This window comes from Burkholderia pyrrocinia (assembly GCF_001028665.1).
In the GTDB taxonomy this organism is placed as follows: Bacteria; Pseudomonadota; Gammaproteobacteria; order Burkholderiales; family Burkholderiaceae; genus Burkholderia; species Burkholderia pyrrocinia.
Genome location: NZ_CP011503.1, coordinates 682,451 through 705,081, shown reverse-complemented (window position 1 = coordinate 705,081; position 22,631 = coordinate 682,451). Strand labels below are relative to the sequence as shown.

Genomic DNA, 22,631 nt, shown 5'->3' with positions numbered 1-22,631 from the left:
CGCGTCAAACTGTCCCAAATACCCAATATGCTAAAATCCTTGGGTTTTCCTCTTCGGCCTCAACCTCCAGCATGCCGCTATCCGAGCCCGTGCCCCGTCAGTTGCGACATCGACGCGCAATCCGAGCGGAAGCTTACGAGCGCGGCGACGGCTTGTGGGACATCGAAGCCTGCCTGACCGACCACAAGCCGCGCGATGTCGCGCTTGCGTCGGGCATCCGGCCCCAAGGCCTGCCGATCCACGAACTCTGGCTGCGCGTGACTATCGATCGTGAACTCAATGTCGTCGACGCCGAAGCGTCTTCGGAATGGGTGCCCTATCCCGGTCAGTGTCAATCCGCCCCTCCCGCCTATCGGGCCCTCATCGGGCTCAATCTCTTCCGCCACTTCCGCCGCGATGCGAACCGACTTTTGTCCGGTGTCGCAGGCTGCTCCCATCTCACCGAACTGTGCGCCGTGCTGCCGACGGCAGCGATCCAGGCGTTCGCCGGTGACGTGTGGAACGTGCGCGAGGAGGGCGGCGAAGGGCCGGATCACGACGGCGCACACGACGAACCGCCGTTCCAGCTCGGCCGCTGCCGTGCGCTGCGGTTCGACGGCGAGGTCGTGCGGCAGTACTACCCGCGCTGGTATGGCGCGGAGCGGCCGAACGTGCCCGGTGAAGGCAGCACGAAGGAATGAACGGAAATCATTCGAAGAAGCGTCTTAAGCGACTTTTCATCCAACTCTCAGACTGAAGGGAATCACGCATGAAGATTCACGAGTACCAGGGTAAGGAAATCCTGCGGAAATTCGGAGTCGCGGTACCGCGCGGCAAGCCGGCGTTCTCGGTTGACGAGGCCGTCAAGGTGGCAGAAGAGCTGGGCGGCCCGGTGTGGGTCGTGAAGGCTCAGATTCACGCGGGTGGCCGTGGCAAGGGCGGCGGCGTGAAGGTGGCGAAGTCGATCGAGCAGGTTCGCGAATACGCGAACCAGATCCTCGGCATGCAGCTCGTCACGCACCAGACCGGTCCGGAAGGCCAGAAGGTCAACCGTCTGATGGTCGAAGAAGGCGCCGACATCAAGCAGGAACTGTATGTCAGCCTCGTCGTTGATCGCGTGTCGCAAAAGATCGTTCTGATGGGTTCGAGCGAAGGCGGCATGGACATCGAAGAAGTTGCCGAAAAGCACCCGGAACTGATCCACAAGGTCATCGTCGAGCCGTCGACCGGCCTGCTCGACGCCCAGGCCGACGACCTCGCCGCGAAGATCGGCGTGCCGGCTGCTTCGATTCCGCAAGCGCGTGCCATCCTGCAAGGCCTGTACAAGGCATTCTGGGAAACCGACGCGTCGCTGGCTGAAATCAACCCGCTGAACGTCTCCGGCGACGGCAAGGTCATCGCACTCGATGCGAAGTTCAACTTCGACTCGAACGCGCTCTTCCGTCATCCGGAAATCGTCGCGTACCGCGATCTGGACGAAGAAGATCCGGCTGAAATCGAAGCGTCGAAGTTCGACCTCGCGTACATCTCGCTCGACGGCAACATCGGCTGTCTCGTGAACGGCGCAGGCCTGGCAATGGCGACGATGGACACCATCAAGCTGTTCGGCGGCGAGCCGGCGAACTTCCTGGACGTCGGCGGTGGCGCTACGACCGAGAAGGTCACGGAAGCGTTCAAGCTGATGCTGAAGAACCCGGACCTGAAGGCGATCCTCGTGAACATCTTCGGCGGCATCATGCGCTGCGACGTGATCGCGGAAGGCGTGATCGCCGGTTCGAAGGCCGTGAACCTGAAGGTGCCGCTCGTCGTGCGCATGAAGGGCACGAACGAGGACCTCGGCAAGAAGATGCTGGCCGACTCGGGCCTGCCGATCATCTCGGCGGACAGCATGGAAGAAGCCGCGCAGAAGGTCGTCACGGCTGCCGAAGGCAAGTAACGCTATCGAATACGCATGGCGGCGCGGCAGATACGCGACGCCAATCGAACAGAGGTCAAAATACATGTCGATTCTGATCAACAAGGACACGAAGGTCATCACGCAGGGCATCACCGGCAAAACCGGTCAGTTCCATACGCGCGCCTGCCGTGAATATGCAAACGGCCGCGAAGCATTCGTCGCGGGCGTGAACCCGAAGAAGGCCGGCGAAGATTTCGAAGGCATTCCGATCTACGCAAGCGTCAAGGAAGCGAAGGAAGAAACCGGCGCGACCGTGTCGGTCATCTACGTTCCGCCGGCAGGCGCTGCCGCTGCGATCTGGGAAGCGGTCGAAGCCGATCTGGATCTCGCGATCTGCATCACGGAAGGCATCCCCGTCCGCGACATGATCGAAGTGAAGGACCGCATGCGCCGCGAAGGCCGCAAGACGCTGCTGCTCGGGCCGAACTGCCCGGGCACGATCACGCCGGACGAGCTGAAGATCGGCATCATGCCGGGTCACATCCACCGCAAGGGCCGCATCGGCGTCGTGTCGCGTTCGGGCACGCTGACGTATGAAGCCGTTGCACAGCTGACGGCACTCGGCCTCGGCCAGTCGTCGGCAGTCGGTATCGGCGGCGACCCGATCAACGGTCTGAAGCACATCGACGTGATGAAGATGTTCAACGACGATCCGGATACGGACGCGGTCGTGATGATCGGCGAAATCGGCGGTCCGGACGAAGCCAATGCGGCCGAGTGGATCAAGGCCAACATGAAGAAGCCGGTCGTCGGCTTCATCGCGGGTGTCACGGCGCCTCCGGGCAAGCGCATGGGCCACGCCGGCGCGCTGATCTCGGGCGGTGCGGATACGGCCGAAGCGAAGCTGGAAATCATGGAAGCGTGCGGCATCACCGTCACGCGCAACCCGTCGGAAATGGGCCGCCTGCTGAAGGCAGCGCTGTAATATTTCCGCCTGGGTTCGTCCTGCAGAAAACGCCGGCTTTGCCGGCGTTTTTTGTTATGCTCGCGCAATGAATTCGTAAGCACCGGGCATGCATCGCGCATGTGCCGGCGATGAACCGGGCCGCCCGCCGGGTGGCCATATCCTGCACATCACCCCCATGCTCGAATTCCTGACGTCGCTGCACTGGGGCGCCGTCCTCCAGATCGTCATCATCGACATCCTGCTCGGCGGCGACAACGCGGTCGTGATCGCGCTCGCTTGCCGCAACCTGCCGGCGAACCAGCGGCTGCGCGGCGTCGTCTGGGGCACCGCGGGGGCGATCCTGCTGCGCGTCGCGCTGATCACGTTCGCGGTCGCGCTGCTCGACGTGCCGTTCCTGAAGATCGGCGGCGGGCTGCTGCTGCTTTGGATCGGCGTCAAGCTGATGGCGCCGGCCGCCGATGCACACGACCACATCAAGCCGGCCGACCGGCTGTGGGACGCCGTGAAGACCATCGTGATCGCCGATGCGGTGATGAGCCTCGACAACGTGATCGCGATCGCCGGCGCGGCCGAGCAGGCCGACCCGTCGCACCGGATGGCGCTCGTGATCTTCGGGCTCGTCGTCAGCGTGCCGATCATCGTGTGGGGCAGCACGCTGGTGCTGAAACTGCTCGATCGCTTCCCCATCGTCGTCACGCTCGGCGCCGCGCTGCTCGGCTGGATCGCGGGCGGGCTGATCGTGAACGACCCGGTCGGCGATCGCTGGCCGGTGCTCGATACGCCACCCGCGATCTACGGCGCGAGCATGGCCGGCGCACTGTTCGTCGTGGCGGCCGGTTACGCGCTCAGACGGCGCCGCGGCGCACCGGGCGCGCACTGAGGTTGGCCATCCGGCCGACTGCCGGAATCGCGGCCCGCTGGCTACGATCGAGACGCCTGCCTTTATCGGCAGGCGTTTTTCGTTTCCGGAGCCTGCCATGTTCGAAGCCTTTTCCGTTTCCCTGTTCCGTCGCGTGGCCGCCGATCTGCGGCGCGCGAACCGGCCGTCGCCGCGCTGGCGGCCAGCCGGCTTCACGCTGATCGAGCTGATGATCGTGCTGGCGATCGTCGGCGTCGTCGCCGCCTATGCGATTCCCGCGTACCAGGATTACCTCGCGCGTTCGCGCGTCGGCGAGGGGCTCGCGCTCGCGTCGTCCGCGCGGCTCGCGGTTGCCGACAACGCGGCGAGCGGCGCGAGCCTCGACGGCGGCTACAGCCCGCCGGCCGCGACCCGCAACGTCGAATCCGTTGCCATCGACGGCGAGACCGGCCAGATCACGGTTGCGTTCACGACCCGCGTCGCCGCGGCCGGCACGAATACGCTGGTGCTCGTGCCATCCGCGCCCGACAAGGCCGACGCACCCACCGCGCGCGTGGCGCTCAAAAAAGGCGCGATGCAAGCAGGCGCGATCGCATGGGAGTGCTTCGCCGCCGGCAAGGATGCGTCGTCGCTGCCGGCGCCGGGGGCCGGGCCGCTGCCGGGCGCCGCCGCGACGCTGCCCGCGAAATATGCACCCGCGGAGTGCCGCGCATAGCGCCGGCGGAGGAGGAGGGCGGCACGCCGGCCGCGGCTTTGGCCGGCCGGGCCGGTCGCGCGGCGCCGGGTGGCCGCGCGACGGCCCCGCACAGAGGGGGGAAAGTTTTGTATAGTGCGCCGGTTGCTGACATCCGGTTCGCTCATGCCTTCTACTTTTTCCCGTTCGTTGTCGCTCGTTGCGCTGGCTGTCGCCCTGATCGTGCCGTATGCGATCACGAATCACACGTATCCGATCCCGACCTTCTATTCCGAGTTTTCCGCGCTGGTGTTGTATCTGCTGGTGGGGCTGTCGGTCGTCCTGCTCGCGCGGACGGGCCGTGCGGCCGAGCCGTTTGCCGCGCCGGCCGCGTTCGTCGTGCCGCTCGGGTTCGCCGTGGTGCTGATCGCGCAGGTTGCGCTGATGCAGCTCAAGGTACCGTCGATGAACTGGCTGGCGGTCGGTTATCTCGCCGCCGCGCTGGTCGCGATGCAGGCCGGCTACGCGCTCGCGCGCGACGGGTTGGCCGAAATCGTCTCGCGGATGATGGCCGGTGCGCTGCTCGTCGGCGGCGTGTTCGCGGTCGGAACGCAGATCGTGCAGTTGTTCCACCTCGAGTCGGCCGTATCGCCGTTCGTCGTGATGTACAACGTCGCGGTCGATCGCCGCCCGTACGGCAACATGGCGCAGGCGAACCATCTGGCCACCTACATCGCGTTCGCGCTCGCGGGCGCGCTGTATCTCGTGCAGACGCGCAGGCTCGCGGTATGGGCGTGGTTCGTGCTGTCGATCGTGCTGTCGGTCGGTCTCGCGCTGACGGTGTCGCGCGGGCCGTGGCTGCAGGTTGCGGTGATGGTCGTCGCGGGCTTCTGGATGGCGTGGCTCGAATCGCGCCGCGCGCCGGGCAATATGCGTGCGTGGCTGATGCCGGTCGTGCTCGCGGTCGCGTTCATCGCGGTGAACGTCGCGGTGCGCTGGGCCAACGTGCACTATCACCTGAATCTCGCGGAGTCGGCGGCCGACCGGATGCGCGACGCGGGGCAGATCGCGCCGCGCCTCGCGCTGTGGAAGTACGGGCTCGCGATGTTCCGCGAGCATCCGCTGCTCGGCGTCGGCTGGGGCGAATTCCCGTCGCACCAGTTTGCGCTCGTGCGCACGATGGGGGGCGTCGAGATCGCGAACAACTCGCACGACATCTTCATCGACCTGCTCGCGAAGTCCGGTCTCGCCGGCCTTGGCGTGCTCGTCGTCACGCTCGTGATGTGGTTCGTGCGTGCGCTGCGCGCGCCGCAGTCGAGCACGCGCGTGTTCGGCTTCGCGCTGATCGGCATCCTGCTGATGCATGCGCTCGTCGAGTATCCGCAGCAGTACATGTTCTTCCTGCTGCCGGCGATGTTCGTGATCGGGTTGCTCGACGTGAAGCCGCTGCGCATCCTGCGGGGTCGCGCGGCGTTCGGGCTGTTCGCGGTGCTGTCGTTCGGCGGCGTGCTGGCGGCGGTGCCCGTGCTGCGTGACTACCAGCGCGCGGAAGTGCTGTATTACGGCAACGACCCGGCCGCGCAGTATCGCGACGCGCCGTCGCTGCTGTTCGGCGCGTGGGGCGATTACGGCGCGGCGACGCTGCTGGCGATTTCGCCGGAAGACCTGCCGGCCAAGCTCGTCGCCCATGAGCGCGCGATCGCGCTGCTGCCCGGCGAGACGGTGCTGCGCCGCTATGCGGCGCTGCAGGCGCTGGTGGGCCGCGAAGCCGATGCGCTCGATACCGTCGCGCGCCTGCATGTGTTCGCGAAGGAGCTGAAGGACTGGCCGCAACAACTGGCCCTGCTGTACAAGCTGTGCGACCAGCAGCCGGCGCTGAAGACGTTCAAGGCGGCCGTCGTCGCGAAGTACGGCGAAGTGCCGGCCGATGCGGCCGACGACTCGGACGACGACGACTCGGATTAAAACGCGCAGCGGCCGCCGGAACGGGGAATTCCGGCGTTTGCCGCGCAGCGATGCGCGACGGGGTTAGCCGTCGGGCAGATCGGCCCTGCGTGAACCGTGCGAACTCGGCCGGGCGTCGATTACCTCGTGAATCGAGCGGATTCCGGCCAAAGGCGCGTCGATTCGCGTCAATCATTGTCAAATCGGCGCCGCTGGCCGGGTGGCGCGTGCACAATGCGCGCAAGCGCTCGTATGCCGGCCCGCGTGGGGCTCGGGGCCGGCGCGAACAGTTGCCACACCCCGGCTATCCGGGAAGCCCGTCAGGCAGGATCGCGGCCGAGCATCGATCGGCCGTGCGGCCGTAACGGGGCGCCGGTCCGATGGCCGCGGCGCAGTGCGACGCGCGTGATGCGGAGGCGAGGTCTTCCGGTGCGCGGCGCGTTCGTCCAGAACAGTGCTGAAGAACGATATTCGACCATGGCTATTCGCTCGACCTACCTGATCCTGCCCGCCGTCGCGATGCTGTTTTCCGGCTGCGCGATGCTGTCGTCGTCGCAGGAAAGCAAGCTGACCTGCCACATTCCGCGCGCCGTCTATCCGGACACCGCGAAGCCGCTCACGCGTCCGGCGACCGTGCTCGTGCGTGCGCTGATGACGACGTCCGGCGAAGCGCAGAACGTCACCGTGACGACGAGCAGCCGCAATGCGGCGGCCGATCGCGCGGCGGTCGACGCGATGACGCACGCGACCTGCGCGCAGACGGGCGCGACCGCGAATCCGTTCCTGCTGACCCAGCCGTTCGTGTTCGAGCCGCGACGCGGCGAGTGATGCGCGGATGGCGCGCCTTGCGCGCCGCTTTCCGGCCGGTTTTGTCTCCGTCCGGCCGTACCGTTTAGCGCGGCCGTCGAAAGTCGATACGCGCGGTCATTGCGCCGCGCGTGCCCGATGTTCAGTGTTGCGGCATCAGGTTCGCGCCGCGGCAGGCCTGTTCGGCCGAATTGCGCAGCCCGAGCATCGTGAATCCGTTGCGCTCCTGGCGAATCAGCGCATAGCGCCGCGCGACGGTTTCCCCGCTCTTGCCCGTCAGATCCAGCTCGACCTGAAAGCGGTCCTTGCTGTCCGAGCAGCCGCGCACGGGGCCGTACGCGAAGCCGGTGTCGGGCGCCTTGCTTTCCGCGTTGTACGCTTGCCGGGCTTTCAGCGCGGCCGCTGCGGCGGCGGGCTCGCTCCATTCGCGCGCAAGCGCATCGTCCACCTTCAGCCATTCGTCGACGAAATCGCGGCCGTTGAGCGCCGCGGGCTGCACGCGCTGCACGGTGTCGCCGTCGACGCGGTAGCGAAAGATGCCCGGCCGAGTCATGACTTCGCTGTCGATCGAGCCGACCGTCGTGCGCAGTTCGAAGCCGTCGGGGCGCACCTTGAAGCGGATCGCGTCGTCGTCGATCACGTAGCCGTGTTCGGTATGGAACAGCGTGCGTTGCGCGGTCGGGCCGTTTGCCGGTGCAAGGACGTCCGCGCCGAACCGGCTCCAGCGCGACGAGCACCACGGCGTGCCGTGCACGACCGCGACCTGCCCGCCGGGCAGCGCCGAGAACCAGAAGCCGCCGCCGTAGGCGCCGCCGATGTCCTTGTAATCGTCGGACTGCCAGCGCAGCACGCGCCGCCAGCCGCCGTTTTCCCATGCATATGCGGTGAGCAGGTTGTCGTCGCCGCACGCGATGTCGAAGCCGGCGCGCACGAAGAGAAGCGGGCGGGACGTGCCGCCGCGTTCGACGTCGACGTCCGGATTGCGGCCGAACGCCGATTCGCCGTTTTTCAGCGCGGCCGATCGGGTCGATTGGGCAGATTGAGCCGGCACGCCGAGCGCGGCCGCGAGCGTGCGTTTCAGTGCAGCCGGTTCGACGTGCTCGTCGCTGCACGCGAGCCGCGCGTCGATCGCGCCGACGAGCGCCTGCTTGTACACGCGAAGCGCGTCGCGCAGCGGCGGCGAGATGTCGACGTTGCCGCCACCGTCGCCTTGCGGATTGCGGACCTGTTGCACGCGGTGCTGCGCGTCGATTGCCGCGCGCCCGGCGGTGTCGGCGGCGGGGCACGCGCCGGCGGCCGATGCGACGGCCGGCAGCAGGGAGAGCGCGCACAGCAGCGGCGCGGCGTACTTCAGCGTGGTGTTCTTCATCGATGACTTGTTGTTCTGATTCTCTATCGTTCGAACGGGGAATCGTTACGGCCGACGATTCTCCGCGATCTGCGCGCACGTGCGCAGCGGCGGGCGCTTCAACCCGCGACGTCTTCCGCTTTCCAGTCCCCCGACTTCCCGCCGCGCTTTTCCCGCACGCTCACGTCGGTGATCACCATCCCGCGATCGACGGCCTTGCACATGTCGTAGACGGTCAGCAGCCCGACCTGCACGGCGGTCAGCGCTTCCATCTCGACGCCGGTCCGGCCGAACGTCTCGACTTGCACGGCGCAGTGCACGCCCGGCAGCGCATCGTCGAGTTCGAAGTCGACGGCCACGCGCGTCAGCGCAAGCGGGTGGCACAGCGGAATGAGGTCGGCGGTGCGCTTTGCGCCCTGGATGGCCGCGATGCGCGCGACGCCGAGCACGTCGCCTTTCTTCGCCTTGCCGTCGCGGATCAGCGCGAACGTGGCCGGCAGCATCCGGATCGTGCCGCGCGCGATCGCGATGCGCCGGGTTTCCTGCTTGCCGCCGACGTCGACCATGTGCGCATGGCCGGCGGCATCGAAATGGGTGAGTCCTGACATGTCATGCTCCGTCTCAACGGGCGCTTATCATAGCAGTGGCGTTCGCGTCGCCGGGAGCGCAGATGACGCATGCGCGGTACGAGACAGTCGCGCCGCCGCCGGTACAATGACCCGAATATTCAGACCAAACGCCGCGATGCGCGCCCGGCGCGCGGGACGGCGTCGTTTTCATCCTGCCATGCGTGTCAAACAGTTGCTTGCCGTGTCGCTGTCGGTCGCGCTCGCGTTGCCGCCGAGCGGCCATGCGCAGAGCGCGTCCGCGCCGCCGCTCGAGCCGGCGGCCGGCGATTCCCCGTCGATTTCGACCGTGCCGGCCGGCATCGCGACCGGCGTGTTCGGTACGTACGGCGGCGCGGAGAGCCGGTTTGCGGGCACCGGCGGCGTGTCGGCGCCGGCCGCGAGCCTGCGCGCGCCGTTGCGCGCACTCGAGCTGCCCGACCTCGGCGACGGCTCCGGCGGTTCGTTGACGCCGCGGGCCGAGCGCCGGCTCGGCGAGCGCGTGATGCGCGAAGTGCGGCGCGACCCCGACTATCTCGACGACTGGCTCGTGCGCGACTACCTGAACGCGATGGCGGCGCGCCTCGCGGCCGCGGCGGCCGCACGCTATATCGGCGGCTACATGCCGGACTTCGACCTGTTCCCGGTGCGCGATTCGCAGATCAACGCATTCTCGATGCCGGGCGGTTTCATCGGGATCAACAGCGGGCTCGTCGTGACGACGCAGACGGAATCGGAGCTCGCGTCGGTGGTCGGCCACGAGATGGGCCACGTGCTGCAGCGGCACATCGCGCGGATGATCGGCGCAAGCGAGAAGACCGGCTACACGGCGCTCGCGACGATGCTGCTCGGCGTGCTGGCCGGCGTGCTCGCGAGAAGCGGCGATCTCGGCAGCGCGATCGCGGTGGGCGGGCAGGCGTATGCGGTCGACAACCAGCTGCGCTTCTCGCGTTCGGCCGAGCGCGAGGCCGATCGCGTCGGCTTCCAGTTGCTCGCCGGCGCGGGCTACGACCCGTACGGGATGCCGGGCTTCTTCGAGCGGCTCGACCGCGCGTCGATGGGCGATGCGGGCGTACCGGCCTATGCGCGCACGCACCCGCTGACCGGCGAGCGGATCGCCGACATGGAGGATCGCGCGCGCCGCGCGCCGTACCGGCAGCCGCGCCAGTCGGCCGAATACGGGTTCGTGCGCGCGCGGCTGCGCGTCCTGCAGAACCGTGCGCCCACCGACATCTCGGCCGAGGCGCGCCGGATGCAGCTCGAGATCGACGATCGCACGGCACCGAACGTCGCCGCGAACTGGTACGGCGTCGCGCTCGCGAACACGCTGCTCGGCCAGTACGACGCGGCGGACAAGGCGCTCGCATCGGCGCTCGGCGCGTTCGATGCGCGCGAGCGGCGTGAGGGCGACCCGGCGACCAGTTCGCCGAGCCTCGACGTGCTGGCCGCCGACATCGCGCGGCGTGCGGGCCGGACCGACGATGCGGTGCGGCTCGCGGCGCTCGCGCAGCGGCGCTGGCCGGCGTCGCACGCGGCGATCGTCGCGCACCTGCAGGCGCTGATCGCCGCGCGCCGCTTCGCCGACGCGCAGGCGCTCGCACGCGCGCAGGCGAAGGCCGATCCCGAGCAGCCGGACTGGTGGGACTACCTCGCGAAGGCGAGCGACGGCAAAGGCGACGTGCTCGCGCGGCGCCGCGCGCTCGCCGAGAAATTCGCGCTCGACGGCGCATGGCCGTCGGCGATCCGCCAGTTGAAGGAAGCGCGCGATGCGAAGGACGTGTCGTTCTACGAGCAGTCGATCATCGGCGCGCGGCTGCTGGAATTCGAGGCGCGCTACAAGGAAGAGCGCGAGGACGAGAAGAACGGCCGCGGGTAGCGGCCGGCGCGCGGCGAACGCGGCCGGGGCGGTTGCGGGTCAGTTGCCGCTGTCGGCCGCGTCGCGTGCCTGTCGCGCCGGACTCGCGACGTAGCCGAACCGCGCGGGCACGTCCGCGCACACGATGTGGCCGAGCGGCAGCGCGCGGCCGTCGCGCCAGCGCAGCACGGGCGGCGCGGCGTCGAAGTCCGCGTGATCGGCGAACAGCCCGAGGTCGTGATCGTGCAGCGCCGCGATGCGCGGCGGCGCGCCCGCATCGCGAAACAGCACGCCGCCTCCATCGTCGAGCCAGGCTTCGTCCGGTTCGAACGGTGCGCCTGTCTGGTCGGCGAGCGTGAGCTGCCCGTCGCGCTCGGCGAGCCGGACGACCCACGGCGTATAGGCGAGCTCGACGTACACGCGCTGCGGCCCGTTCTGGAAGAACCACTGGCCCTGCGCGTCGCATGCGTAGTTGCGGCCGATGAACGCGTTCAGCGCCGCATGCCGGACCGGCGAGCCGAGCTCGCCGGCCGCCTGCGCCGCGTCGTCGCGCAGCCGCCATTCGCCGCGCCGGTCGAGCAGCAGCCAGCCGGTGCAGTGCGGCACGTTCGGCCATTTGGCGAGCGCCTGCCTGACGATGTCATCCATGGTCGACGAATTTCGAGCAATAGCCGAACACCCGCGCCGACAGCCAGTCGAGGCGGCCGGGGAACGGCCCGGTCATGAATCCCGCGTGCCCGCCGGCCGCGGGCTGGTCGAGCTCGACGGCCGGCGATACGTCGGCCGGGCCCGGTAGCGCCGATTCGGGCAGGAACGGGTCGTTGCGGGCGTTGAGGATCAACGTCGGCACGTCGATCGCGGGCAGCAGCGGCCGCGTCGTCGCCTTCGTCCAGTAGTCGTCGGCGTCCGCGAAACCGTGAAGCGGCGCGGTCACGGCCTCGTCGAAGTCGCGCATCGTCACGGCCTCCAGCATCGCGTCGCGGTCGAACAGCCCCGGATACTGGTCGAGCTTCGCAAGCGCCTTGCGCTTGAGCGTCTTCAGGAAGCTGCGCGTATAGATCATCGCGAACCCCTGCGACAGCGCGCGGCCGCCAGCATGCACGTCGATCGGCGTCGAGATCGCGGCGGCCGCCCGCAGGATCGACGTGTCGCTGCGATGCTCGCCGAGCCAGCGCAGCAGCACGTTGCCGCCGAGCGACACGCCGGCTGCAACCAGCGGCCCGCGATGCTGCGCGGCGAGCCGGCGCAGGATCCAGTCGACCTCGGCGCTGTCGGCGAGATGATAGAAGCGCGGCTGGCGGTTGATCTCGCCGCTGCAACTGCGAAAGTGCGGCACGACGGCGTGCCAGCCCTTCGCGCGCGCGGCGGCCATCATCGCGAGCGCGTAGTGCGAGCCCGAGCTGCCTTCGAGGCCATGGAACAGCACGAACAGCGGTGCATCGGGCGGCGGCGCCGCGCTGTCGAGATGCGCGACCCAGTCGAGATCGATGAAGTCGTGATCGGGGGTTTCCCATCGCTCGCGCCGGTATGCGACGGCCGGTCGTCGCGCGAACAGCGCGGGCACGATGGTTTGCGCATGGCTGTTCGGCAGCCAGCGTGGCGCGTGATAGCGCAGTGTGTCGTCGTCCGGGGCCGGAGCCCCGGCGAGCGGCGAGGTGGGCGGAGAAGCCGTACTCATGATCGCCCCGCGTATGCGTTGCTTCGTCTTTTCGTCAGTGCAGCGGGCCCTGCCCATGACGGATCTTCGCGGCGAACTGCCCGGCCGCTTGTTCAGGAATCGGGCTCGCGTGGATGTGCGCGATGCGCCACTCGCCGCGTTCGTGAATCATCACGTACGTCGCGAAAACCATGTCGGGTTCGGCCGTCAGGTCGGCCTGCTGATGCGCTTCGGCGATCGTGTAGACGACCGTGCCGAGGCTGTCGTAGACGCGGATGTCGAGCGGTTCGATCGTCACCGGGCGCGTCGCGAGCCGGTTGGCGAGCCCGCTGCGGATCTGGTCGAGGCCGTGCAGATGCTCGCCGTCCGCCCACACGCAGCTGGCGAAATCCTCGTCGATCCACAACGCCAGCAGCGCGTCGAGATTGGCATCGGCGACGGCCTGGTAGTAGGCGTTCAGCGTATCGGCAGCGGCTTCGAAGAGGCGGGCAAAACGTGGCATCGGGGTTGTCTCTCGCGCGCGTCGCGCGCCGTATTCAGCACGGCGGCCCGGATGGGGCCGCCGCACACCGGTGAATCGGATTGCCCGGCGCGCCGTGCGACGCTGCCGGCCAGGGTCAGCGTTGCCCGACGAGCATGCCGCGCAAATCGCCGAATACCTGCTCGGGACCGAGTTCGCGCAGGCACTTCAGGTGGCCGAGCGGGCACTCGCGTTCGAAGCAGGGACTGCATTCGAGATGCAGCCATTGTACCTTCGCCAGGTCCGACAGCGGAGGGGTGTGGCGCGGATCGGTCGATCCGTACAGCGCGACGAGCGGCCGGCGCAGCGCGGCGGCGACGTGCATCAGCCCCGAATCGTTGGTGACGACCGCGTTCGCGCGCGCGATCAGCGCGCACGCCTCGGACAGCGACGTCTGCCCGCACAGGTTGCGCACGTTCGGCGCGTGGTCGGCGATCGCCTGCGCGGCCGCGGCGTCCTTCTGCGAGCCGAGCGCGACGATCTGCGTGTACGGGAACGACTGGTGCACGATCGTCGCGAGCGTTGCGAAGTGCTCGGGCGGCCAGCGCTTGGCCGGGCCGTATTCGGCGCCCGGGCAGAACACGACGAGCGGCTTGCGCGTATCGAGATTGAAGCGCGCGGACACGCGCGCCGTCTCGTTCAGGTCGGCGTCGAGGCGCGGCGCCGGCAGCGTCTTCATCGATTCGGGCAGCTTCGCGCCCGGCGCGTACGCGAGCGCCGCGTAGTGCGTCGTCATCGGCGGCCGCTCGCCCGACTTGGTCGGGTTCGCGTGCCGCACGTTCAACAGCCCGTAGCGGTGCTCGCCCGTGTAGCCGATCCGCAGCGGGATGTTCGCGAGCCACGGGATCACCGCGGACTTCAGCGAATTCGGCAGCACGTACGCCGCGTCGTAACCGACGTCGCGCAGGTCGCTCGCGAGCTGCCAGCGGCGCAGCAACTGCAGCTTGCCGTGCGCGAGATCGGTCGCGTAGACATCGTGGATCTCGGGCATCCGCTCGAGCACCGGCGCGACCCACGAGGGCGCGACGGCATCGATCGCGATGCGGGGATGGAGCTTCTTCAGCAGCGCAAAAAGCGGCTGCGCCATCAATGCGTCACCGATCCAGTTCGGTGCGATAACCAGCGCTCGACGCATCAGGTGGACTTCCGATGTCGTAATGAAGCACGGCGCGCGGGCGCCGCGTTCGGGTTGCCAGAATGGGGAAGGGCGGCGCGCCGGGCATCCGGCTGCGCCGCCTCGCGAGTGGCGGGCCCGCGGGCCCGGCCGCCCGGGCTCAGTGGCCCTTGACGACCTCGCCGTCGCGCAGCTTGTAGCGCGTGCCGCAGTACGGGCAGCGTGCCTCGCCGTGCGAGACGTCGATGAAGACACGCGGGTGCGCGCTCCAGCGCGCCATGGCCGGGTTCGGGCAGTAGGCGGGAAGATCCTTGGCCGTCAGCTCGACCAGCGGCATTTCCTTGATTTCACTCATGAGACTTTCTCTTATCACTCTTTTGTGGGGCGGTCGGTGGCGCGGCGCGCTCAGACCTTCGTCAGCCAGTGCGCGTACTTCGCGTTCTTGCCGGACACGATATCGAAAAACGCCGACTGGAGCTTTTCCGTGACGGGGCCGCGCGCGCCGCTGCCGATCGTGCGGTTGTCGAGCTCGCGGATCGGCGTGACTTCGGCGGCCGTGCCGGTGAAGAACGCTTCGTCGGCCGTGTAGACCTCGTCGCGCGTGATGCGCTTTTCGATCACCTCGATGCCGGCGTCCTTCGCGAGCGTGATGACGGTGTCGCGCGTGATGCCGTCGAGGCACGACGACAGGTCGGGCGTGTACAGCTTGCCGTTGTTCACGAGGAAGAAGTTCTCGCCGGAGCCTTCCGACACGTAGCCGTCGACGTCGAGCAGCAGCGCTTCGTCGTAGCCGTCGGCCGTCGCTTCCTGGTTCGCCAGGATCGAGTTCACGTACCAGCCCGACGCCTTCGCGCGCACCATCGACACGTTCACGTGGTGGCGCGTGAACGACGACGTCTTCACGCGGATGCCCTTCGCGAGGCCTTCCTCGCCGAGGTACGCGCCCCACGGCCATGCGGCGATCGCGACGTGGATCGTGTTGCCCTTCGCCGACACGCCGAGTTTTTCCGAGCCGACCCAGATGATCGGGCGCAGGTAGCACGACTCGAGCTTGTTCTCGCGCACGACTTCGAGTTGCGCGGCTTCGAGCGTTTCCCGGTCGAACGGCACGTCCATCTGGAAGATCTTCGCGGAATTCAGCAGACGTTTCGTGTGCTCGCGCAGGCGGAAGATCGCGGTGCTGCCGTCGGCCGTCTTGTACGCGCGCACGCCCTCGAAGACGCCCATGCCGTAATGCAGCGTATGGGTCAGGACGTGGATCTTGGCGTCGCGCCAGTCGATCAGCTTGCCGTCCATCCAGATCTTGCCGTCGCGGTCGGCCATTGACATAGGATTCTCCTGGGATGCGGTTGTGTGCAGCGTTGAGCCGGAAAGACGCTTATTTTAGCGTCATTTGGCGACGATCCGGTCGGCGGGCGTGGGGCCGGCGCTATAATCGCCCGGTACCGATTCCAATAACGACGGGTCGTGCCGGCAGGAGGCGCCGGCGTCCCGACGAACCGCCCGCTGCGGCCCGCTTTCCCATGCTCGCTCGATTGTCCGCCACCGACCGCTTCGCGCTGATCCAGGGCGCGCGCGACTATTCCCCGACACTGATGGCGATCCTCTCCTGGGGGCTCGTCACCGGCATCGCGATGAGCAAGTCGGTCATGACGCTCGGGCAGGCGAGCGCGATGTCGCTGCTCGTCTACGCGGGCTCGTCGCAGCTCGCGGTGCTGCCGCTCCTCGCCGCGAAGCTGCCGATCTGGACCGTGCTGCTCACGGCCGCGATGGTCAACACGCGCTTCGTGATCTTCAGCGCCGGGCTGGCTCCCCATTTTTCCTACCTGCCGCTGTGGCGGCGCCTCGCGATCGGCTATTTCAACGGCGACGTGATCTACCTGCTGTTCCAGAAACAGGGCTTCGCGAACGGCCACGTGCCGGGCAAGGAAGCGTATTTCTGGGGGATGGCGCTCGCGAGCTGGCTGTCGTGGCAGGTGTCGTCGCTCGCCGGCATCCTGCTCGCGAGCTTCTTTCCCGCGAGCTGGGGGCTGGAACTGGCCGGCACGCTCGCGCTGATCCCGATCATGGTGTCGGCGGTCGCGAACCGCTCGACGCTCGCGGCCGTCGCGGTCGCGGGCATCGTGGCGCTCGTCGCGTTCGACCTGCCGTACCGGCTCGCGCTGCCGCTCGCGGTGCTGGCCGCGCTCGCGGCCGGCAGCATGGCCGATTTCTTCGTCGAACGGGCCGACTGGCGGCGCATCCGCACCGAAACCGTGCACGAAAAGGAAATCGAATGAGCGCGACGGAGATCTGGATCGTCATCATCGGGATGACGATCGTCACGGCCGTCACGCGCGCGCTGTTCCTGATCGGCGGCGAGCGCACCGTGCTGCCCGAACGCGTACAGCGCGCGCTGCGCTACGCGCCGGCCGCCGCGCTCGTCGCCGTCGTGCTGCCCGACGTGCTCGAAACGCCGGCCGGGCTGTCGTTCGCGCTGTCCAACTATCCGTTCTACGCGGCGCTCGCCGGCCTCGGCTGGTTTTTGTGGCGGCGCAGCATGCTCGGCACGATCGTCGTCGGGATGCTCGTGTTCACCGCGCTGCGCGTGATCTTCTGATGGGCCGCCGTTCCGGCCTGCCGGGCGCCGGCCGCGCGTGCGCGTGCATTGCTGCGTTGCAGCAATATGTGCGTTGCCGCGCGCGATCCCAAATAGGCGGAATTCGCCGCCGCACGGGTCAGTCTGCCGGGTGGATCGGCTAGAATGCCCGTTCGAGATTTTTTACCCGTGCGCGTCATGCGAACCGCCAGCCACGGCCGCATCCGGCGCCCTTTCGCGGCAGCCCGCGCACGTCCAGCGTGAACCCCCTTTCCCCATCCACTACTTCAATCTGTTCAACATGAGCCAAGTCAAGCGTCTTACCGACCTGATCGCCGCCGGCCAGCTCGCCGGCAAGCGGGTGTTCATCCGCGCCGACCTGAACGTCCCGCAGGACGATCAGGGCAACATCACCGAGGACACGCGCGTGCGCGCGTCCGTGCCGGCCATCCAGGCCGCGCTCGACGCCGGCGCGGCCGTGATGGTCACGTCGCACCTCGGCCGTCCGACCGAAGGCGAATTCAAGCCGGAAGACTCGCTCGCGCCGGTCGCGAAGCGTCTCGCCGAGCTGCTCGGCCGCGACGTGCCGCTCGTGTCGAACTGGGTCGAGAACGGCGTGAACGTCGCGCCGGGCCAGGTCGTGCTGCTCGAGAACTGCCGCGTGAACAAGGGCGAGAAGAAGAATTCGGACGAGCTCGCGCAAAAGATGGCGAAGCTCTGCGACGTGTACGTGAACGACGCGTTCGGCACCGCGCACCGCGCGGAAGCGACCACGCACGGGATCGCGAAGTACGCGCCGGTCGCGTGCGCGGGCCCGCTGCTGGCCGCCGAACTCGATGCGCTCGGCAAGGCGCTCGGCAACCCGGCGCGCCCGCTGGTGGCGATCGTCGCCGGCTCGAAGGTGTCGACCAAGCTGACGATCCTGAAGTCGCTGGCCGGCAAGGTCGACCAGTTGATCGTCGGCGGCGGCATCGCGAACACGTTCATGCTTGCGGCCGGTCTGTCGATCGGCAAGTCGCTCGCGGAAGCCGACCTCGTCAACGAGGCGAAGGCGATCATCGACGAAGCGCGCGAGCGCGGCGCGTCGGTGCCGATCCCGAGCGACGTCGTGACGGCCAAGGAATTCTCGCCGACGGCCGCGGCCACGGTGAAGCAGGTCGCCGACATCGAAGCGGACGACATGATCCTCGACATCGGCCCCGATACGGCCAAGGCGCTCGCGAGCCAGCTCGAGAAGGCCGGCACGATCGTGTGGAACGGCCCGGTCGGCGTGTTCGAGTTCGACCAGTTCGGCAACGGCACCAGGACGCTCGCCGAAGCGATCGCCAAATCGTCCGCGTTCTCGATCGCGGGCGGCGGCGACACGCTCGCGGCCATCGCGAAGTACGGCATCCACGACCAGGTCAGCTACATCTCGACGGGCGGCGGCGCCTTCCTCGAGTTCCTCGAGGGGAAGAAGCTGCCGGCGGTGGAAGTGCTCGAAACGCGGGCGGCCTGAGCGTGGCGGCGCGCGCAGGGGTGACGAAGGCCGCGCGCTCCGCGAAAGCGGAGCAGCCGGCCGGCGCGGGCAAGCGCAAACGCGCGCCCGCGCGGGCGAACTCCACCCCGCGCGCACCGGCGGCCGCCGGCGACGCGGCCGTGCAGCACCACGAGATTCAGAACAAAGCGATGCCGGGCGCAAGCACCGGCACGCCCCCCGGAACGGCCGCCGCTGGGCCCGCCGTGTCCGGCTCTCGCAGCGTTTCACCCAGCGCATCCACCTTGATCCAGATGAGGAGTTTCATGCAGCGCGCCACCAAGATAGTCGCCACGATCGGCCCGGCTTCCAGTTCGCCGGAGATTCTGCTGCAGATGATGCAGGCGGGCCTCGACGTCGTGCGGCTCAATTTTTCGCACGGCACGGCCGACGATCACCGCCAGCGCGCCGAGATGGTGCGCGAGGCCGCCCGCAAGGTTGGCCGCGAGATCGCGATCATGGCCGACCTCCAGGGCCCGAAGATCCGCGTCGGCAAGTTCGAGAACGGCAAGACGACGCTGACGCCGGGTCAGCCGTTCATCCTCGACGCGGCCTGCGAACTCGGCAACGACGAGCGGGTCGGCCTCGACTACAAGGAACTGCCGCGTGACCTGAAGCCGGGCGACCTGCTGCTGCTGAACGACGGCCTGATCGTGCTGACCGTCGAGCGCGTGCTCGGCGACGAGATCCACACGATCGTCAAGGTGGGCGGCGAGCTGTCGAACAACAAGGGGATCAACCGCCAGGGCGGCGGCCTGTCGGCGCCCGCGCTGACCGCGAAGGACATGGAAGACATCCGCACCGCGATGTCGCTCGGCGCGGATCTGGTGGCGGTGTCGTTCCCGAAGAACGCGACCGACATGGAAATGGCGCGCCAGCTCGCGAACATCGCGGGCGCGCCGTACGGCATCAAGCCGAAGATGATCGCGAAGATCGAGCGCGCGGAAGCGATTCCGGCGCTGCAGAGCATCCTCGATGCGTCCGACGGCATCATGGTCGCGCGCGGCGACCTCGCGGTGGAAGTGGGCAACGCGGCCGTGCCGGCGCTGCAGAAGCGGATGATCCGGATGGCGCGCGAGTCGAACAAGCTCGTGATCACCGCGACGCAGATGATGGAATCGATGATCTACGCGCCCGTGCCGACCCGCGCGGAAGTGTCGGACGTCGCGAACGCCGTGCTGGACGGCACCGACGCGGTGATGCTGTCGGCCGAGACGGCCGCCGGCAAGTACCCGGTCGTCACGATCGAGACGATGGCGGCCGTGTGCGTCGAGGCGGAAAAGTCGGAACACGTCGAGCTGGACAAGGATTTCCTCGATCGCACGTTCACGCGGATCGACCAGTCGATCGCGATGGGCGCGCTGTTCACCGCGTACCACCTGGGCGCGAAGGCGATCATCGCGCTGACCGAATCGGGCGCGACCGCGCTGTGGATGTCGCGTCACTACACGCACGTGCCGATCTTCGCGCTGACACCGCGCGTCGGCAGCGAGCGCACGATGGCGCTGTACCGCAACGTGACGCCGCTGCATGTCGAATTCAACAGCGACCGCGACTCGGCGCTGCAGGCGGCGCTCGAGATCGTCGTCAAGCAGGGCTACGTGCAGCATGGCGACATGGTCGTGCTGACCGTCGGCGAACCGATGGGGCAGGCGGGCGGCACCAACACGCTGAAGATCGTGCGGGTCGGCGAGCACTACTGAGTCGGGCGTTCGCCGAGCACCTGGCCGGCCTGCGGGCGGCGGTCCGGGTCGGTCGAATTCGATCCGTCACCGTTTTTCGCGCGAAAGCCGCGCGGGGTCCGAAGCCCCGCGCGGCTTTTTTTCTCTTTTTTGCCCGCATTGTGCCGTGCGAACGTAACAAATTGCGAGTGGGCGCCACCGGGCGGTCGGAATCGGAGGCGCTTCGCGATAAAATGCCGCTATTCGACGCTCAGCCGTGCCGTGCCACCCCGGTTCGAACGGGGGCGAGTGCCGCGCCGGCGTCAGGGCGCACCGGTTTTCATTCCAAGGAGTTCCACAATGCCTCTCGTATCAATGCGTCAATTGCTGGACCACGCGGCAGAGCACGGTTACGGCCTGCCGGCCTTCAACGTGAACAACCTGGAGCAGGTCCAGGCGATCATGGCGGCAGCGGACCAGGTCGGCGCGCCCGTGATCATGCAGGCATCAGCAGGCGCGCGTAAGTACGCGGGCGAGCCGTTCCTGCGCCACCTGATCGAAGCGGCAGTCGAGTCGTACCCGCACATCCCGGTCGTGATGCACCAGGATCACGGCCAGTCGCCGGCGGTCTGCATGGGCGCGATCCGCAGCGGCTTCACGAGCGTGATGATGGACGGTTCGCTCGAAGCCGACGGCAAGACGGTCGCGTCGTACGAGTACAACGTCGACGTGTCGCGCAAGGTCGTCGAGATGGCGCATTCGATCGGCGTGACGGTCGAGGCCGAACTCGGCGTGCTCGGCTCGCTCGAGACGATGAAGGGCGACAAGGAAGACGGCCACGGCGCGGAAGGCACGATGACCCGCGAGCAGCTGCTGACCGATCCGGAGCAGGCGGCCGACTTCGTGAAGCTCACGCAGTGCGATGCGCTCGCGATCGCGATCGGTACGTCGCACGGCGCGTACAAGTTCTCGAAGAAGCCGACGGGCGACATCCTGTCGATCCAGCGCATCAAGGAAATCCACGCGCGCATCCCGAACACGCACCTCGTGATGCACGGTTCGTCGTCGGTGCCGCAGGAACTGCTGGCCGAGATCCGCGAATTCGGCGGCGACATGAAGGAAACCTACGGCGTGCCGGTCGAGGAAATCCAGGAAGGCATCAAGCACGGCGTGCGCAAGATCAACATCGACACCGACCTGCGCCTCGCAATCACCGGCGCGATCCGCCGCTACCTGTTCGAGAACCCGGGCAAGTTCGATCCGCGCGACTACCTGAAGCCCGCGCGCGAAGCCGCGAAGCAGGTCTGCGTCGACCGCTACCTCGCGTTCGGCTGCGAAGGCCAGGCCGGCAAGATCAAGCCGGTGTCGCTCGACAAGATCGCCGAGCAGTACAAGTCCGGCGCGCTCGCGCAGGTCGTGCGCTGAGACTGTAGTACGATTGCCCCGCCCGATTCTGTCGTTTGGCAGGGGCGGGCCGCCAGGCCGGATCTGATCCGGCCCCAGGCAGCCGTTCCGTCCGGCCGAACAAGGGCCGGCCGGCAACCGCCCGGGCGTTGCCCGGCCGGCTCGCCGACGTATTGCAAGACCGCCGTTCCCGCCTGCCGCGGGGAACGGCGTTTCCCTTTTTGTTTGGCTCCTTATCTGCGAAAAGACGATGTCTACCCTTTACGAATCCACGCTCCGCTCGCTGCCGCTCCTCGGTCGCGGCAAGGTCCGCGATAACTACGCGGTCGGCAACGACAAGCTCCTGATCGTCACGACCGACCGCCTGTCGGCATTCGACGTGGTGATGGGCGAGCCGATTCCGAACAAGGGCCGCGTGCTGAACCAGATGGCCAACTTCTGGTTCGACAAGCTCGCGCACATCGTGCCGAACCACCTGACGGGCGACGCGCCGGAAGCGGTCGTCGCGGCCGACGAGGTCGAGCAGGTGAAGGGCCGTGGGGTGGTCGTCAAGCGCCTCGAGCCGATCATGATCGAAGCGGTCGTGCGCGGCTACCTGGCCGGCAGCGGCTGGAAGGAATACCAGGCGTCGGGTGCCGTGTGCGGCGTGCAGCTGCCGGAAGGCCTGCAGAACGCGCAGAAGCTGCCCGAGCCGATCTTCACGCCGGCCGCGAAGGCCGAGATGGGCGAGCACGACGAGAACATCACGTTCGAGGAAACCGAGCGCCGCATCGGCACCGAACTGGCCGCGACGATCCGCGACATCTCGATCCGCCTGTACAAGGAAGCGGCCGATTACGCGGCGACGCGCGGCATCATCATCGCCGATACGAAGTTCGAATTCGGCCTCGACAACCACGGCAAGCTGTACCTGATGGACGAAGTGCTGACGGCCGATTCGTCGCGCTTCTGGCCGGCCGACCAGTACGAAGTCGGCACGAACCCGCCGTCGTTCGACAAGCAGTTCGTCCGCGACTGGCTCGAGGCGCAGCCGTGGGGCAAGACGGCGCCGGCGCCGGCGCTGCCGGCCGACGTCGTCGAAAAGACGGCCGCGAAGTACCAGGAAGCGCTCGAGCGCATTACGGGCCAGTCGCTCGCCTGAGCGAGCTTTGCATGGGACCGGAGCAAGCGCTGAAGCGCTAACTCGGGTCGACCGCTTTGCATGGGACCGGAGCAAGCGCTGAAGCGCCAACTCTGGTCGACCGCTT

General features: G+C 67.9%; 23 protein-coding genes. 14 read left to right on the top strand and 9 right to left on the bottom strand.

The features are described 5' to 3' along the window. Positions 1-71 precede the first annotated feature (71 nt). The 7 genes from ABD05_RS03280 to ABD05_RS03250 all read left to right on the top strand — a co-directional run bounded on the left by ABD05_RS03280 (position 72) and on the right by ABD05_RS03250 (position 7,147). The gene (locus ABD05_RS03280) at positions 72-680 is read left to right on the top strand and encodes a DUF2889 domain-containing protein (RefSeq protein ID WP_047898937.1); all 609 of its coding nucleotides are present in this window, start codon (positions 72-74) and stop codon (positions 678-680) included. A gap of 68 nt (positions 681-748) precedes the next feature. Further along, positions 749-1,915, top strand: coding sequence for an ADP-forming succinate--CoA ligase subunit beta (sucC, locus tag ABD05_RS03275; RefSeq protein ID WP_047898936.1), 1,167 nt, complete (start codon positions 749-751; stop codon positions 1,913-1,915). A 64-nt stretch (positions 1,916-1,979) separates the two neighbouring features. Beyond that, positions 1,980-2,861 (top strand): succinate--CoA ligase subunit alpha, encoded by an 882-nt coding sequence (gene sucD / locus ABD05_RS03270; protein WP_034178933.1) that lies wholly within the window; start codon positions 1,980-1,982, stop codon positions 2,859-2,861. Between the two features lie 157 nt (positions 2,862-3,018). Next, positions 3,019-3,723, top strand: coding sequence for a TerC family protein (locus ABD05_RS03265; RefSeq protein ID WP_047898935.1), 705 nt, complete (start codon positions 3,019-3,021; stop codon positions 3,721-3,723). 97 nt (positions 3,724-3,820) lie between these two features. Beyond that, a complete protein-coding gene (locus ABD05_RS03260) occupies positions 3,821-4,417 on the top strand; it encodes a pilin (protein WP_047898934.1) in 597 nt (198 codons plus the stop codon). 144 nt (positions 4,418-4,561) lie between these two features. Beyond that, a complete protein-coding gene (locus tag ABD05_RS03255) occupies positions 4,562-6,340 on the top strand; it encodes a PglL family O-oligosaccharyltransferase (protein ID WP_047898933.1) in 1,779 nt (592 codons plus the stop codon). Between the two features lie 456 nt (positions 6,341-6,796). After that, entirely contained in the window at positions 6,797-7,147 is a 351-nt protein-coding gene (locus ABD05_RS03250; protein WP_034178929.1) for a TonB family protein, read from the top strand. A gap of 121 nt (positions 7,148-7,268) precedes the next feature. Here ABD05_RS03250 and ABD05_RS03245 read toward each other — a convergent pair whose 3' ends face one another. Next, positions 7,269-8,495, bottom strand: a complete 1,227-nt coding sequence (locus ABD05_RS03245) for a hypothetical protein (protein WP_047898932.1) — start codon at positions 8,493-8,495, stop codon at positions 7,269-7,271. A gap of 98 nt (positions 8,496-8,593) precedes the next feature. Then, positions 8,594-9,082, bottom strand: coding sequence for a cyclic pyranopterin monophosphate synthase MoaC (moaC, locus tag ABD05_RS03240; RefSeq protein ID WP_047898931.1), 489 nt, complete (start codon positions 9,080-9,082; stop codon positions 8,594-8,596). 178 nt (positions 9,083-9,260) lie between these two features. On the opposite strand from moaC, the gene ABD05_RS03235 reads away from it, so the two are divergent. Next, positions 9,261-10,955 (top strand): M48 family metalloprotease, encoded by a 1,695-nt coding sequence (locus tag ABD05_RS03235; protein ID WP_047898930.1) that lies wholly within the window; start codon positions 9,261-9,263, stop codon positions 10,953-10,955. A gap of 39 nt (positions 10,956-10,994) precedes the next feature. Here ABD05_RS03235 and ABD05_RS03230 read toward each other — a convergent pair whose 3' ends face one another. The 6 genes from ABD05_RS03230 to ABD05_RS03205 all read right to left on the bottom strand — a co-directional run bounded on the left by ABD05_RS03230 (position 10,995) and on the right by ABD05_RS03205 (position 15,554). Next, on the bottom strand, positions 10,995-11,582 hold the full coding sequence (locus ABD05_RS03230; protein ID WP_047898929.1) for a DUF2946 family protein: 588 nt from the start codon (positions 11,580-11,582) through the stop codon (positions 10,995-10,997). After that, entirely contained in the window at positions 11,575-12,612 is a 1,038-nt protein-coding gene (locus ABD05_RS03225) for a hydrolase (protein ID WP_047901051.1), read from the bottom strand. Before ABD05_RS03225 ends, ABD05_RS03230 begins: the two co-directional genes overlap by 8 nt. 34 nt (positions 12,613-12,646) lie before the next feature. Continuing rightward, complete coding sequence (locus ABD05_RS03220; RefSeq protein WP_034178922.1) at positions 12,647-13,093, bottom strand: nuclear transport factor 2 family protein; 447 nt, start codon at positions 13,091-13,093, stop codon at positions 12,647-12,649. Between the two features lie 115 nt (positions 13,094-13,208). Next, positions 13,209-14,246, bottom strand: coding sequence for a lipopolysaccharide heptosyltransferase II (gene waaF / locus ABD05_RS03215; protein ID WP_047898928.1), 1,038 nt, complete (start codon positions 14,244-14,246; stop codon positions 13,209-13,211). A 139-nt stretch (positions 14,247-14,385) separates the two neighbouring features. Further along, on the bottom strand, positions 14,386-14,580 hold the full coding sequence (locus ABD05_RS03210; protein ID WP_006749970.1) for a zinc-finger domain-containing protein: 195 nt from the start codon (positions 14,578-14,580) through the stop codon (positions 14,386-14,388). A 50-nt stretch (positions 14,581-14,630) separates the two neighbouring features. After that, complete coding sequence (locus tag ABD05_RS03205; protein WP_047898927.1) at positions 14,631-15,554, bottom strand: branched-chain amino acid transaminase; 924 nt, start codon at positions 15,552-15,554, stop codon at positions 14,631-14,633. A 194-nt stretch (positions 15,555-15,748) separates the two neighbouring features. On the opposite strand from ABD05_RS03205, the gene ABD05_RS03200 reads away from it, so the two are divergent. From ABD05_RS03200 to ABD05_RS03190, 3 genes are all read left to right on the top strand, one after another. After that, complete coding sequence (locus tag ABD05_RS03200) at positions 15,749-16,504, top strand: AzlC family ABC transporter permease (RefSeq protein ID WP_047898926.1); 756 nt, start codon at positions 15,749-15,751, stop codon at positions 16,502-16,504. Beyond that, entirely contained in the window at positions 16,501-16,824 is a 324-nt protein-coding gene (locus ABD05_RS03195) for an AzlD domain-containing protein (RefSeq protein WP_047898925.1), read from the top strand. Before ABD05_RS03200 ends, ABD05_RS03195 begins: the two co-directional genes overlap by 4 nt. Positions 16,825-17,104: 280 nt before the next feature. Continuing rightward, positions 17,105-18,301: a phosphoglycerate kinase gene (locus ABD05_RS03190; RefSeq protein ID WP_047898924.1), complete on the top strand. Its 1,197-nt coding sequence runs from the start codon at positions 17,105-17,107 to the stop codon at positions 18,299-18,301. A 157-nt stretch (positions 18,302-18,458) separates the two neighbouring features. On the opposite strand, the gene ABD05_RS39280 is transcribed toward ABD05_RS03190, so the two are convergent. Next, positions 18,459-18,587 (bottom strand): hypothetical protein, encoded by a 129-nt coding sequence (locus ABD05_RS39280; RefSeq protein WP_261309823.1) that lies wholly within the window; start codon positions 18,585-18,587, stop codon positions 18,459-18,461. Here ABD05_RS39280 and pyk point away from each other — a divergent pair. The 3 genes from pyk to ABD05_RS03175 all read left to right on the top strand — a co-directional run bounded on the left by pyk (position 18,586) and on the right by ABD05_RS03175 (position 22,525). Beyond that, the gene (gene pyk / locus ABD05_RS03185) at positions 18,586-20,022 is read left to right on the top strand and encodes a pyruvate kinase (protein ID WP_047898923.1); all 1,437 of its coding nucleotides are present in this window, start codon (positions 18,586-18,588) and stop codon (positions 20,020-20,022) included. The two genes, ABD05_RS39280 and pyk, sit on opposite strands and share 2 nt — an antisense overlap. A 318-nt stretch (positions 20,023-20,340) precedes the next feature. After that, the gene (gene fba / locus ABD05_RS03180) at positions 20,341-21,405 is read left to right on the top strand and encodes a class II fructose-bisphosphate aldolase (RefSeq protein WP_047898922.1); all 1,065 of its coding nucleotides are present in this window, start codon (positions 20,341-20,343) and stop codon (positions 21,403-21,405) included. A gap of 229 nt (positions 21,406-21,634) precedes the next feature. Beyond that, positions 21,635-22,525, top strand: coding sequence for a phosphoribosylaminoimidazolesuccinocarboxamide synthase (locus tag ABD05_RS03175; protein ID WP_027785305.1), 891 nt, complete (start codon positions 21,635-21,637; stop codon positions 22,523-22,525). The last annotated feature ends 106 nt before the right edge of the window (positions 22,526-22,631 follow it).

Bases quoted from the DNA above. Each gene is read 5' to 3' on its own strand.
- ABD05_RS03280 (WP_047898937.1), top strand. From the start codon at position 72: ATGCCGCTATCCGAGCCCGTGCCCCGTCAGTTGCGACATCGACGCGCA.
- sucC (WP_047898936.1), top strand. From the start codon at position 749: ATGAAGATTCACGAGTACCAGGGTAAGGAAATCCTGCGGAAATTCGGA.
- sucD (WP_034178933.1), top strand. From the start codon at position 1,980: ATGTCGATTCTGATCAACAAGGACACGAAGGTCATCACGCAGGGCATC.
- ABD05_RS03265 (WP_047898935.1), top strand. From the start codon at position 3,019: ATGCTCGAATTCCTGACGTCGCTGCACTGGGGCGCCGTCCTCCAGATC.
- ABD05_RS03260 (WP_047898934.1), top strand. From the start codon at position 3,821: ATGTTCGAAGCCTTTTCCGTTTCCCTGTTCCGTCGCGTGGCCGCCGAT.
- ABD05_RS03255 (WP_047898933.1), top strand. From the start codon at position 4,562: ATGCCTTCTACTTTTTCCCGTTCGTTGTCGCTCGTTGCGCTGGCTGTC.
- ABD05_RS03250 (WP_034178929.1), top strand. From the start codon at position 6,797: ATGGCTATTCGCTCGACCTACCTGATCCTGCCCGCCGTCGCGATGCTG.
- ABD05_RS03245 (WP_047898932.1), bottom strand. From the start codon at position 8,495: ATGAAGAACACCACGCTGAAGTACGCCGCGCCGCTGCTGTGCGCGCTC.
- moaC (WP_047898931.1), bottom strand. From the start codon at position 9,082: ATGTCAGGACTCACCCATTTCGATGCCGCCGGCCATGCGCACATGGTC.
- ABD05_RS03235 (WP_047898930.1), top strand. From the start codon at position 9,261: ATGCGTGTCAAACAGTTGCTTGCCGTGTCGCTGTCGGTCGCGCTCGCG.
- ABD05_RS03230 (WP_047898929.1), bottom strand. From the start codon at position 11,582: ATGGATGACATCGTCAGGCAGGCGCTCGCCAAATGGCCGAACGTGCCG.
- ABD05_RS03225 (WP_047901051.1), bottom strand. From the start codon at position 12,612: ATGAGTACGGCTTCTCCGCCCACCTCGCCGCTCGCCGGGGCTCCGGCC.
- ABD05_RS03220 (WP_034178922.1), bottom strand. From the start codon at position 13,093: ATGCCACGTTTTGCCCGCCTCTTCGAAGCCGCTGCCGATACGCTGAAC.
- waaF (WP_047898928.1), bottom strand. From the start codon at position 14,246: ATGCGTCGAGCGCTGGTTATCGCACCGAACTGGATCGGTGACGCATTG.
- ABD05_RS03210 (WP_006749970.1), bottom strand. From the start codon at position 14,580: ATGAGTGAAATCAAGGAAATGCCGCTGGTCGAGCTGACGGCCAAGGAT.
- ABD05_RS03205 (WP_047898927.1), bottom strand. From the start codon at position 15,554: ATGTCAATGGCCGACCGCGACGGCAAGATCTGGATGGACGGCAAGCTG.
- ABD05_RS03200 (WP_047898926.1), top strand. From the start codon at position 15,749: ATGCTCGCTCGATTGTCCGCCACCGACCGCTTCGCGCTGATCCAGGGC.
- ABD05_RS03195 (WP_047898925.1), top strand. From the start codon at position 16,501: ATGAGCGCGACGGAGATCTGGATCGTCATCATCGGGATGACGATCGTC.
- ABD05_RS03190 (WP_047898924.1), top strand. From the start codon at position 17,105: ATGAGCCAAGTCAAGCGTCTTACCGACCTGATCGCCGCCGGCCAGCTC.
- pyk (WP_047898923.1), top strand. From the start codon at position 18,586: ATGCAGCGCGCCACCAAGATAGTCGCCACGATCGGCCCGGCTTCCAGT.
- ABD05_RS39280 (WP_261309823.1), bottom strand. From the start codon at position 18,587: ATGAAACTCCTCATCTGGATCAAGGTGGATGCGCTGGGTGAAACGCTG.
- fba (WP_047898922.1), top strand. From the start codon at position 20,341: ATGCCTCTCGTATCAATGCGTCAATTGCTGGACCACGCGGCAGAGCAC.
- ABD05_RS03175 (WP_027785305.1), top strand. From the start codon at position 21,635: ATGTCTACCCTTTACGAATCCACGCTCCGCTCGCTGCCGCTCCTCGGT.